The sequence below is a fragment of the Enterococcus sp. AZ156 genome, assembly GCF_051714165.1.
Taxonomy (GTDB): Bacteria; Bacillota; Bacilli; order Lactobacillales; family Enterococcaceae; genus Enterococcus_B; species Enterococcus_B pernyi.
The window spans coordinates 2,750,001-2,762,347 of sequence record NZ_JBIORI010000001.1 but is presented as its reverse complement, the minus strand read 5'-3'; the positions used below and the strand labels follow the sequence as shown (position 1 = coordinate 2,762,347).

Annotated in this window: 7 protein-coding genes, 1 rRNA gene and 3 pseudogenes (1 of these 11 only partly in view); 10 read left to right on the top strand and 1 reads right to left on the bottom strand. The window is 40.5% G+C overall.

The genetic code is table 11. The features are described from left to right. Nucleotides 1-31 precede the first annotated feature (31 nt). Nucleotides 32-904, bottom strand: coding sequence for a carbohydrate ABC transporter permease (locus IGJ95_RS13085; protein WP_023520460.1), 873 nt, complete (start codon nt 902-904; stop codon nt 32-34). A 285-nt stretch (nt 905-1,189) separates the two neighbouring features. Between IGJ95_RS13085 and IGJ95_RS13080 the strand changes: the two genes are divergently transcribed. The 10 genes and pseudogenes from IGJ95_RS13080 to IGJ95_RS13035 form a co-directional block, all read left to right on the top strand. Further along, on the top strand, nt 1,190-2,161 hold the full coding sequence (locus tag IGJ95_RS13080; protein ID WP_062806086.1) for an ABC transporter permease: 972 nt from the start codon (nt 1,190-1,192) through the stop codon (nt 2,159-2,161). A 15-nt stretch (nt 2,162-2,176) separates the two neighbouring features. Further along, a pseudogene (locus IGJ95_RS13075) lies at nt 2,177-2,740 on the top strand (YesL family protein); the annotation flags it as partial. A gap of 74 nt (nt 2,741-2,814) precedes the next feature. Next, entirely contained in the window at nt 2,815-4,323 is a 1,509-nt protein-coding gene (locus tag IGJ95_RS13070; protein WP_062806088.1) for an extracellular solute-binding protein, read from the top strand. A 111-nt stretch (nt 4,324-4,434) separates the two neighbouring features. Next, nucleotides 4,435-5,504: pseudogene (locus IGJ95_RS13065) on the top strand (glycoside hydrolase family 88/105 protein). After that, nucleotides 5,501-6,820 carry a glycoside hydrolase family 28 protein gene (locus tag IGJ95_RS13060; protein ID WP_324186897.1) on the top strand — a complete coding sequence of 440 codons (1,320 nt, stop codon included), beginning with the start codon at nt 5,501-5,503 and terminating at the stop codon, nt 6,818-6,820. The pseudogene IGJ95_RS13065 and the gene IGJ95_RS13060 overlap by 4 nt, the downstream one beginning before the upstream one ends. 5 nt (nt 6,821-6,825) lie before the next feature. Beyond that, nucleotides 6,826-7,707, top strand: a complete 882-nt coding sequence (locus IGJ95_RS13055; protein WP_438762078.1) for an alpha/beta hydrolase family protein — start codon at nt 6,826-6,828, stop codon at nt 7,705-7,707. After that, complete coding sequence (locus tag IGJ95_RS13050; RefSeq protein WP_438762076.1) at nt 7,707-8,612, top strand: pectinesterase family protein; 906 nt, start codon at nt 7,707-7,709, stop codon at nt 8,610-8,612. The genes IGJ95_RS13055 and IGJ95_RS13050 overlap by 1 nt, the downstream gene beginning before the upstream one ends. Further along, nucleotides 8,613-9,038, top strand: coding sequence for a DUF4064 domain-containing protein (locus IGJ95_RS13045; RefSeq protein WP_153830608.1), 426 nt, complete (start codon nt 8,613-8,615; stop codon nt 9,036-9,038). Beyond that, a pseudogene (locus IGJ95_RS13040) lies at nt 9,025-10,587 on the top strand (glycoside hydrolase family 43 protein). Before IGJ95_RS13045 ends, IGJ95_RS13040 begins: the two are co-directional and overlap by 14 nt. 595 nt (nt 10,588-11,182) lie before the next feature. Beyond that, a 16S ribosomal RNA gene (locus IGJ95_RS13035) occupies nt 11,183-12,347 on the top strand (it continues 396 nt past the right edge of the window).

The window sequence follows — 12,347 nt, the reverse complement described above, 5'->3', positions numbered from 1 at the left end:
ATTTTTACGCGTATCTTTAAGTGTGAAAGGGTCAACCTTTGACAGAGCCGACCAATGCCCCTTTCACAAAGTACTTTTGAACAAACGGATAAGCAACCAACATTGGCACTGTAGCAATTACAATGACGGCCATTTTGATCGTCTGTGCCGGCGGGATGATATCGACAGCACTACTTTCTGCTTGCATTCCACTTGACACGATCACAATTTGACGTAACAAGATTTGGATCGGCCATTTTGAGGAATCGTTAATGTATAAAATCGCCGTCATATAAGTATTCCAATAGGTCACAGCATAAAAAAGTGAAATCGTCGCAATAGAAGGTAAAGCAAGAGGCAACATAATTTTGAAAAAGACCCCAAAATCAGTACAGCCATCCATTTTGGCAGATTCTTCTAAACTATTAGGTAAAGCTTGAAAAAAGTTACGCATGATGATCATGTTCATGGCGTTGACAGTTACAGGTAGGATCATCGACCAGTACGAATTGATCAACCCCAAAGAGCGCACCACTAAGAATGTCGGGATCATTCCACCACTAAAGAGCATGGAGAAGACAACCATAAAGTTAAAAAAGCCTCGCCCAAAAAGATATTTACGTGATAATCCATAGGCCATCAATGAAGTCACGCACATGCTGACGACTGTCCCAAGCCCAGTAACACCAATAGAAACAGCTAAAGCTCGAAAAATCGTTGGTGTAGATAAGATGTAACGATAGGCATCTAAAGAAAACGTAGTCGGGAAAAGGATGAATTTTTTTGCTACGACTTCTTGTGTAGAAGCAAATGAAGTGGCGATGATATTTAAAAACGGTACGATACAGATCAAAGCTAATAATAGTAGAAAAATAGAATTAAAAATCGTAAAGCTTTTTTCTCCAAGCGAAACCTTTTTTTTCATTTAGAGAGAACCCTCCTTTAAACCATAAGTATTTTTGTACCTCCAATCTATCATCTGCTTGAAATTACGTACATAATCATTTTTTAGGGAGGGTAAATCAGGAGGTTTCATATAGATGGAACGGGCATTTCCTAAAAAATCAAACAGATGAAGCAGAAAAGTGATTAATCAAGTGATGATCGCCAGTTACCTACGTCAGTGAAAATGATTATATACGGAATCACTTTTCTTCCTTTATGCTGTGGATAGCGATTAAAGTCACACAATGTTTAACAAGGAGGGCTTATGGAGAGTGTAAAAAGAGAGCTAGGTTCAATTACTTTATCAAAAAAGGAAGAACGAACAAAAAGAAGAAGGAAGACGATTGCTGGAATCAAAACGAATAAATTTTTGTACTTGATGATTCTTCCAGGAATCCTTTATTTCATTGTTTTCAGATATTTACCTATGGGTGGCTTAGTGATTGCGTTCCAAGACTATCAACCCTATCTGGGGATTCTGGGGAGTCCTTGGGTTGGTTTCAAGCACTTTATTCGTTTATTTACTGAACCAACATTTTTTATGTTGTTGAGGAATACGCTGATTTTGTTTGGACTGAATATTTTTGTCTTTTTCCCAATGCCGATCATTCTGTCGCTTCTATTGAATGAAGTAACCAGCAAGCGATTCAAGAATAGTATCCAAACAATCATTTACATTCCACATTTCATGTCTTGGGTCATCATCGTCTCGATCACCTATGTTTTTTTAAATGTGGACGGTGGAGTCATCAATGAATTTTTGGCCAGTATTGGGTTAGATAAAATAAGTTTTTTGACATCACCTGATTGGACACGAACAGTCTACATTGGACAGGTGATTTGGAAAGAACTCGGTTGGTCAACAATCATTTACCTTTCTGCGATTACCGCAGTAGATACGCAATTATATGAAGCAGCCGAAATGGATGGCGCAGGACGTTTACGTAAGACATGGCATGTGACATTACCTGCGATCCGTCCAGTGATCATTACCTTGTTGATTTTGAAAATAGGTCAAACACTTGACCTAGGATTTGAGCATATGTACTTACTACTCAATTCATTGAATCGCAGTGTGGCAGAGATTTTTGATACATATATCTATACTGCTGGATTGAAAAATGGACAATTAAGTTTTAGTACTTCAATGGGCTTGTTCAAAGGTGTAGTAGGCTTGTTTATGGTCATACTTGCGAACAAGGTAGCAAAAAAACTGGGTGAAGACGGTGTGTACTAGAAAAGGAGCAAACAGATGTTGCAAAAGTTAGAGAGTACAAATAAAAAATTAATCAGACTCCTACAACTCATTTACTTAAATTTTTTGTGGGGAATATTAGTTGTTTTGGGTCTCGGACTATTCACTTTTGGTCCAGCGTCTTACGCAATGGTCTCAGTAATCCGGAAGTGGTTACGCTCATCTGAGGATTTTCCACTGACACAGACGTACTTTCACTATTTTAAAGAAAACTACAAAGAAACGTTGTTGATCAGTTGGTTGTATTTTTCAGTTGCTTTCGTCTTATACGTAGATCTTGCCTATATCCAAAATTGGTATTTACGCGTTGTGATTTTGGTCATTAGCTTTTTTTACGTGTTATCTGCACTATATATTTTCCCAATTATGGCCCATTACCAATGGCAAGGGATGTTTTATAAAATCAAAATGGCTTTTTTATTCGGTTTTTCTCAGTTACATTATTCACTCGTTTTACTGTTGATCATTATTGGTAGTTACGCGATAATTATTCGCTTGATGCCGGGTATGTTGACGTTCATGGGGAGTAGCTTCTTCTTTTTTGCCATCACTTGGACAGCGGTGTAACTATTTGATCGTCTTAAAAAGAAAGAAGTAGCAATAGATAAAAATACATTCAGTGAAGGAGAACAATTATGAAGAAAAAAACGTTAGTAACAGCAGGGATCGGTTTACTCAGCATACTTGCTTTGTCAGCTTGTGGCAATGATTCAAGTGACACATCCGCAGATACAGAGGATGGGAAAACGCGAATCACGTGGTTGAACATTTTACATACAGCTTCACCACCTAATGATACGATCGTTGATAAAATCGAGGAGAAAACCAATACAGAATTGACGTTTAACTGGATTCCTGATGCGTCAAAAGAGGAACGGTTGACCACTGCATTAGCTTCAAATGAGCTGGGAGATATCGTGACACTACAAATTGCTATGCTAAAAAATTCCTCTGTACGAAATGCATTGAAGTCCGGTGTTTTCTGGGATGTGTCTGATTATTTAGCTGACTATAAAAATTTAAGTAAAATATCAGAGGATCGAATCGAAGCGGCAAGTATCGATGGTGCATTGTATGGCGTACCTATGCAAAAAGACTATGCTCGTGCAGGTTTAGTTATCCGGAAAGATTGGTTAGATAATCTAGGCTTAGAAGTACCAGATACATTGGATGAACTTTATGGAGTAGCAAAACAATTCACAGAAAATGATCCAGACGGCAATGGTGTCGATGATACGGTTGGTTTTGGCGATCGCGCGCCAAGTGATATCCGTTATACAAGCTTCAAATTATTCACTTCGTATTACGGCGCACCAAATGGTTGGAAAGTAGAGAGCAACGGGAAATTTACTCCCGAATTTGATACAGATGAATATAAGAAAGCGATGGATTTTTCTAGAGATTTATTTGAAAACGGTTACTTAGCGCAAGACTTTGCAGTGACTCAAAAGACAGACCAACAGGAACAATTTGCACAAGGTAAGACAGGGATATATACCGGGATGATCGATATCAAAAACCTAAAAAATATGGGGAAAGATATTCAACCAGAGATGGAGCTTGTGCCAGTAAATAAAATATCAGATGGTGAAGATGGGGATTATCATGTGTGGTCAGAAGGAAATGGCGTAGGGGGATTATTGGCATTTCCTAAATCCTCGGTCAAAGATGAAGCACAATTGAAGAAATTACTTCAGTTTGTCGATGATTTATTAGAAGAAGATATGTATAAATTGATGACAGGTGGTATTGAAGGAACACATTACCAATTGCAAGACGATGGCGCAATCGAATATATCGACATGGATCTTTGGCAACAGGAAGTGCAACCATTGTCTAGTTCAAGACCCAGTGAAGTCACATTTTCGTTTAAAGATGCTGATCCAGAGAAAGAATTATCCAATCAATTAGTCAAGGAAAATGAACAGTTTGTTGTGTTAGATCCAACGGTTCCATTAGATTCAGAGAAAAACAATGAAGTCGGTTCAGAAATCGAAAAAATCATGATCGATGCAACTGTCCAATATATTATGGGACAAATAGATGAAGATGGATTCAAACAAGCAATCAGCAATTGGCGTGCCCAAGGTGGCGATCAAATTGCTGAAGAATACGAAGAGGCTTATAAAGCTGCACAGCAATAGTAGATATATCAAGAAAGGGCTGTAACCATTCCAACCGCAGCCCTTTCTCTCTTAAAATGATTGATTGGAGGAAGAAGATTGAATTGGTCAGAGAAATTAGCAGATAGTATTATGGCGCGTACACCCTATTTGTATCTAGATAAAGGATATAAACAGAAATGGTCTTATGATTATGGCGTTGTTTTGAAAGGATTTCAGTTGTTATGGCTGAAAACAAAGGAGAAGAAGTACTTAGACTTCATCCAAACAAACATTGATTACTTCGTACAAGAAGATGGATCGATCAAAGGCTATGAATTAGAAGAATACAATATCGACCATATCAATACCGGAAAACTGTTCTTTATACTCTATAAAGAAACAGGAGATGAGAAATATCGCAAAGCAGCAGAAACTTGCGCCAAACAATTGTTGAATCACCCACGAACATCTGAAGGTGTATTTTGGCATAAGGCAATCTATCCTTGGCAAATATGGTTAGATGGATTGTACATGGGAGCGCCTTTTTATGCGGAATATATCCAAACCTTTACGTCGAAAAAAGACTATCAAGATGTTTTATGTCAATTCGAGATCAGTTATCAGCGATTGTTCGACTCAAAAACGAATTTATTGTTCCATGCGTGGGATGAAAAAAGGTTCAACCTTGGGCGGATACAGAAACGGGATTATCTCATCATTTTTGGAGCCGCTCAATTGGTTGGTATTTGATGGCGTGTGTTGATACTTACGAGTTGTTGCATAAAGAAGTGGATTGTCGATTATTGGGGCGGATTCTGACATCCACATTAGAAGCATTGTTACCTTATCAATCAGAAACTGGCACCTGGTACCAAGTAACAACCGAAACGAATCGTAAAGGGAATTATCTAGAAGCTTCAGGAAGCAGCATGTTCGTTTATGCGATGGCAAAGGGGATTCGCATAGGAATATTGGAGAAGGAAGTGTGGTTTCCTCAGTTGAAAAAATCTTATCAAGGCTTATTTGATGAATTTGTTTTGGAAACAAAAGAAGGCTGGTTGAATCTGAATAAAAATTGCCAAGTTGCAGGTTTAGGCGGGGCGGACCAAAGAGATGGTTCTTATGCCTACTATATTAGTGAGCCAATCGTATGTAATGATCAAAAAGGTGTTGGGGCTTTTTTGCAAGCCTTAGTAGAAGTGGAAGGTGTATCTAGGTGATAAATATTTTAAGCTTAGGTGCCTCAGTCGATATACTCAACACGACGGTGATCCAACAAGCCATTGATCAAGTAGCAGAAGCAGGTGGGGGAAGAGTAACCATTCCAAGTGGGCAGTTTTTAACGGGGCCATTGTGCTTGAAAAGTAATGTGGAGTTGTATCTTTCTCCTGGAGCAGTATTGAAATTTACAGATGACCCAGCCCAGTATTCAGCCATTTTATCCAGCTGGGAGGGGGTACCTAAAAAGGTCTATGCTTCATGTATCTATGCGCAACATGCAGAAAATATTGCTGTCACTGGTTTAGGGAAATTAGATGGTAGTGGTCCTAACTGGTGGCGCATTTTTCGAGAGGAGCATGAAACACTTGAGTACCCGCGACCAAAATTGCTTGGTTTTGATCATTGTCGACGAGTAACGATTCGTGATATCCAGTTGGTCGACTCACCAAGTTGGACGATCCATCCGAATCATTGCCAAGATGTGACTATCGATCACGTAGTCATTTGTAATCCTGCTGATTCGCCGAACACAGACGGTATTGATCCAGAGTCTTGTCATAATGTGCATATCAGTAATTGCCATATTGATGTGGGCGATGACTGTATTGCGATCAAAGCAGGGACAGAGGATGCCGTTAATAAAGTGCCTTGTCAAAATATCACGATCACTAATTGTACGATGGTACACGGTCATGGTGGCGTAGTTTTGGGCAGTGAAATGAGTGGCGGGATTCGGAATGTAACGATTTCGAACTGTGTATTCCAACAAACCGATCGTGGAATTCGATTAAAGACACGCCGAGGTCGAGGTGGAATGATCGAAGATGTCCGAGTAACTAATTTGATCATGGACCAAGTACTGTGTCCGTTTGTCATCAATCTTTATTATTTTTGCGGGCCTCGTGGCAAAGATCCTTATGTCTGGGACAAGGAAGTGTATCCAATCGATGAGCGAACGCCACAAGTTCGACGTGTTCATTTTTCATCGATCACTGCTCGAAATGTTCATGCTTCCGCGGGATTTATTTATGGTCTAGCAGAACAAGCGGTTCAAGACATTTCTTTCGATCATGTCGATATATCAATGGCAAAAGATGCAAAAGCGGGCGTACCAGCTATGATGACAGGTTTAGAACCCATGCGCCAACAAGGATTTTATGTGCGGTTTGGTAAGCATATTTCTTTCCAGCAGATCACGATCGATCATCATGAAGGACCAGCAATCATGATTGAAGATTCGGAAGATATCGAAATTAAACGTATGCGATCGACAGAGTTGGATAAAAAGAATGTATCTATTGTAGAAGGAACTTAAATAAAATGGAGTTGATCGAGTACTTAGGGAAAGACGCACGTTGCTTGAGACCGAGTGGTAGCTGTTTATCACAAAAAATCATTGATGATCAAGTAATTGAGTATTATCAATTGATATTAAATGATCTTGAACCTGTTTCTGCCATTTATGTTTATCCAGTAAAAAAGAAGGAACCTTTGCCTGCTGTGATCTATCTGCATTCACATGGGGGTGATTTTTCACTAGGAAAAAGTGAATTACTAGCAGGTGCATCCTATTTTGTAGAATCTTCGTTTGCAAAGGCCTTGACGAGTATGGGGTATGGTATATGGGCGATTGATGCTTGGGGATTTGAAGAACGCGGCGGAATTGCTGAAAGTGAACTTTTTAAGCGATTCTTATTAACAGGACGAACACTTTGGGGAATGCGGATCTTTGATGTGATAAGCTTGATCGACTACTTGGAAACACGAGAAGATATTGACACACAACGTATCGCAACGATCGGGTTATCTATGGGTGGACTATTAAGTTGGTGGACAAGTGCATTGGATGAACGTGTGAAAGTATGTATTGACCTAGCTAGCCAAGTAGAGGTTGAAACACTCTTGAAACATCAAATGTTAGACTACCACGGTTACTATTATTATGTTCCTGATTTATTGACGAAGTATACGACCCTAGCTATTCAGCAAAAAATTGCTCCTCGTAAACGCCTCACTATAGTAGGAAAAAACGATCGAATGTGTCCAACAGAAGGCGTCTATCGCTTGAATAAACAGCTAGATTTGTATTATCAACAATTGGGAGTGCCAACGAATTTTCAAGGATACTCTTTAAATGGTGGACACTTTGAAACACGTGATATGCGAATGAAGTGGCAAGCATTTTTAAAGGAGTACCTATAATGAAGACAGAAATCGTGATCGACCCGATTCCAAGAAAAGCAGACTATCAGACCATTCAAGCAGGAATTGCTCATCTTAGCTCATTGCCGAATTACGTAAAAAAGACCATGATCATTCGAGAAGGGGTCTATCATGAATATATCGAATGTCGGCTGTCAAATTTCCAAATGTTTGAACAAGGAGAAGTAAAGATTGTTGGATGCCGTTTTGCGAAACAAACACTTTCATCTGGTGAAGCAAGAGAAACATTTCGAACCGCGACACTATTTCTTGAAGGAGAAAATATTCGTCTCGAAAATATACAAATCATCAATAACGCTGGTGCAGGAGAACAAGTAGGTCAAGCAGTCGCGCTATTCAATTATGCCCATCAAGTCCAGTTGATCAATTGTCGGTTGTGCGGGCAACAAGATACATTATGCACAGGACCGTTGCCTCCGATTCAAAAAGATGGTCGCCCATTTTTTACCCCAGTGTTAAAGGAGCGTAAGTATTGTCGGCAATCTTATGAACGATGTTGGATCGAAGGGACGGTAGACTTTATTTTCGGTGGGGCAGATGCGTTGTTTTACCGCTGTTTCATCCACAGTTTGGTTAGTTCTTCTAATGGTTATATCACAGCCGCTTCAACGGTAAAAGAACAAGAACGAGGTTTTCTTTTTTTTAGGTGTGCAATCATTGCAGATTATGAGGCACCTTCTATCTATTTAGGTCGACCTTGGCGTCCGTATGCTCAGGTGACATTTGAAGAGTGTGATGTAGGAGCGCATGTCTACCAAAGTGGCTGGCATGACTGGGATGAGAAACAAAACAGACAAACAGCACGCTTTTATGAAAAAAATAATAGGTATCAAAGGGGAATTTGTCGCGAAGCATGGGTTACTGTGGAAACGGAGGTCGATTAGATGACGAAAAAATGGGAAATAACTTTTGGCTTGATCGGTGGGTCTACCGCTTTGTTGTTTTTTGGTGGGATTGCTGTGACCTTCAATCAAATGTCTCTTTCAAATTTCCGAGAAACATACCAAGCTCTCTCATTAGAGGGCCTTGGTAGTGTAAAAGAAACCTTTGAGTCACTACGGAGCATGACGGGGGTGTTTAACGTTAGCCTATTCCTCTCATTGGTTGGGCTGTGTCTGGCTCTTTATCTATCGTTGAAGGGAAAAGCAAGTCCGATGGCGGCACTCATTTATTTGATTTCAGGAGTCCTGCTGTTGTTCGGTACACAATTCATTGCGTACCCTTTTGTCTTTTTCTATCTATTAGCAGCGGGTTCAAGTATGTATCGCCAAAAAATAGAGCAAAGGTGGAGATCAAATGTTTCAAAGTAAAGTAGTCAATCCAATCATTCGAGGATTTAATCCGGACCCGAATATTTTGAAAGTGGGTAGTTCTTATTATGTGATCGTTTCTTCTTTTGAGTGGTTACCAGGTATTCGTGTATATGAATCGACAGATCTGATTAATTGGGAACATAAAACAGATATTTTAACTGATCAAGTATCGTTAAAGGGTCATCCAATCAATGGAAGTATCTGGGCGCCACAAATCAGTTACTCAGCTGGGCGATTTTATCTTATTTATACAGAGGTTAAAAGCGTAACACGTCCTTTTAAAGACACCCACAATTACATGATGATCGCAGAGGATATCAATGGACCTTGGGAAAGTCCAATCTATCTAAATAGTAGTGGTTTTGATCCCTCGCTTTTTCATGATCCACGTACAGGTAGTAAATGGCTTTTGAATGAAATCTGGGATTTTCGACTAACTACACCTAATAAATCAGCAGGGATCGTCATTCAAGAATATGATGCAAAACAAAAACAACTAGTCGGGTCGATTCACACGATCTTTACAGGAACCGAACTCGCAAAGACCGAAGCACCTCATCTTTACTATGTCAATGATTACTATTATTTGCTGACTGCTGAAGGTGGTACTGGTAGTGGACATGCTGTTACCGTGTGTCGTAGTCGTGATTTGTTAGGACCATACAAAGTCGATCCCCAAAATCCAATGTTGACAGTAAGTGGTTATCCAAGCTCAAGTTTACAATGTGCGGGACATGCAAGTTTAGTTCAAACAGAATTCGACAGATGGTATATAGTCCATCTTTGTACTCGCCCTATCGAAGGTGTTGCTATCTTAGGTAGAGAAACAGCTATTCAAGAAGTGTATTGGACGGAAGACTATTGGTTGCGGATAAAAGAAGGAGGAAATGAACCAAGAGAGATCGTCACCATTCCAACACAAGAGAAAGTGATCCAAAAGATCAATTCTTGTTTTTTTGATGATTTTGCAGGTGAAATGAAAAAAAGTTGGAACGCTCGTCGTTGTTTACCAAACACAACTTGGTGCGATTTGACTAGCCGATATGGCTATCTAAGAATGCTCGCAGGAGAATCACTGCAGTCAACGTTTGACCAACACTTATTAGCGATACGGCAAACAACGTTTTCATTTATTGCACAAACTAAGATGGAATATGAGCCAAAGCACTTCAACCAAATGGCTGGGCTGCTTCTTTTTCTAAATGAAGAAAATTATTATTATTGCTGTGTGACCTAGGATGAAAAGATAGGGAAGTGTCTCCGATTACTTAGTGCAGTTGACGGTCATGTTACGATTAGGCCTGAAATTTATCCGCTAAGAGGAAGAGAGACAGTGATTAAAGTAGTTGTTGAAAAGACTTTTGGACAATTTTATGTGAAACGTTCGCAAGACTGGAAAAAAATCGGTGCTGAAATTGATGTGCAGACACTAACAGGTGGTTTTACAGGAAACTTTGTTGGTATTGGTGTGCATGATTTAAACGTAAGAGGAGGGAGCTATGCTGATTTTGATTATTTCAACTATCAGGAAATAGAAATGGAATGAAATAAATAAAAAAAGATTAGGTGCAGTGAAAGTTAAATTTTACCTTGACCAATCTTTTTTTTAATGATAGTATAGTCAACGTTGCTGAAACATGAAAACAATCATGAAATTTGTTTAAAAGTTTTATTGACAATCATAATTCCATGTGATAATATAACGAAGTTGGTTATGAGAGATGAGTTTTTAGATGTTGATTTTATTAAGAAATAAACAAAAAAACATGTTGACAAATAACAAACGGTGAGTTATGATAAGTGAGTTGCTAAAACGACCTCGTGAAAAACGAGTTCAAAAAACTTTTAAAAAATAGTTGACAATCATTCGAGAGTTTGCTAAGATATAAAAGTTGCTACGGCAATCACAAACGATAAGTTGAGGCAGTTGTGTTTCAATTATCACGTAGACCTTTGAAAACTGAACAAAGTAAGACAAACCAAATGTGTAGGGCGTCTTGATTCAATTCAAGACAACAAACATTTTTAACAAGCAAGCAATATGCTAGCAAACAATTGAGCTTAACAAATGAACTATATGATGTTCGAAAGTAAATTTCGGACTACAGTTCCACATCAGCTTTCGCTGTGAGGAACTAGCATATTATGAGAGTTTGATCCTGGCTCAGGACGAACGCTGGCGGCGTGCCTAATACATGCAAGTCGAACGCTTCTTTTCCCACCGGAGCTTGCTCCACCGGGAAAAGAGGAGTGGCGAACGGGTGAGTAACACGTGGGTAACCTGCCCATCAGAAGGGGATAACACTTGGAAACAGGTGCTAATACCGTATAACAATCGAAACCGCATGGTTTCGTTTTGAAAGGCGCTTTACGGTGCCGCTGATGGATGGACCCGCGGTGCATTAGCTAGTTGGTGAGGTAACGGCTCACCAAGGCCACGATGCATAGCCGACCTGAGAGGGTGATCGGCCACATTGGGACTGAGACACGGCCCAAACTCCTACGGGAGGCAGCAGTAGGGAATCTTCGGCAATGGACGAAAGTCTGACCGAGCAACGCCGCGTGAGTGAAGAAGGTTTTCGGATCGTAAAACTCTGTTGTTAGAGAAGAACAAGGGTGAGAGTAACTGTTCACCCCTTGACGGTATCTAACCAGAAAGCCACGGCTAACTACGTGCCAGCAGCCGCGGTAATACGTAGGTGGCAAGCGTTGTCCGGATTTATTGGGCGTAAAGCGAGCGCAGGCGGTTTCTTAAGTCTGATGTGAAAGCCCCCGGCTCAACCGGGGAGGGTCATTGGAAACTGGGAGACTTGAGTGCAGAAGAGGAGAGTGGAATTCCATGTGTAGCGGTGAAATGCGTAGATATATGGAGGAACACCAGTGGCGAAGGCGGCTCTCTGGTCTGTAACTGACGCTGAGGCTCGAAAGCGTGGGGAGCAAACAGGATTAGATACCCTGGTAGTCCACGCCGTAAACGATGAGTGCTAAGTGTTGGAGGGTTTCCGCCCTTCAGTGCTGCAGCTAACGCATTAAGCACTCCGCCTGGGGAGTACGACCGCAAGGTTGAAACTCAAAGGAATTGACGGGGGCCCGCACAAGCGGTGGAGCATGTGGTTTAATTCGAAGCAACGCGAAGAACCTTACCAGGTCTTGACATCCTTTGACCACTCTAGAGATAGAGCTTCCCCTTCGGGGGCAAAGTGACAGGTGGTGCATGGTTGTCGTCAGCTCGTGTCGTGAGATGTTGGGTTAAGTCCCGCAACGAGCGCAACCCTTATTGTTAGTTGCCATCATTTAGTTGGGCAC

What these genes read in the sequence shown, in the direction of transcription:
- IGJ95_RS13050 (WP_438762076.1), top strand. Translation starts at nt 7,707, where the DNA reads ATGAAGACAGAAATCGTGATCGACCCGATTCCAAGAAAAGCAGACTAT.
- IGJ95_RS13055 (WP_438762078.1), top strand. Translation starts at nt 6,826, where the DNA reads ATGGAGTTGATCGAGTACTTAGGGAAAGACGCACGTTGCTTGAGACCG.
- IGJ95_RS13070 (WP_062806088.1), top strand. Translation starts at nt 2,815, where the DNA reads ATGAAGAAAAAAACGTTAGTAACAGCAGGGATCGGTTTACTCAGCATA.
- IGJ95_RS13045 (WP_153830608.1), top strand. Translation starts at nt 8,613, where the DNA reads ATGACGAAAAAATGGGAAATAACTTTTGGCTTGATCGGTGGGTCTACC.
- IGJ95_RS13085 (WP_023520460.1), bottom strand. Translation starts at nt 904, where the DNA reads ATGAAAAAAAAGGTTTCGCTTGGAGAAAAAAGCTTTACGATTTTTAAT.
- IGJ95_RS13080 (WP_062806086.1), top strand. Translation starts at nt 1,190, where the DNA reads ATGGAGAGTGTAAAAAGAGAGCTAGGTTCAATTACTTTATCAAAAAAG.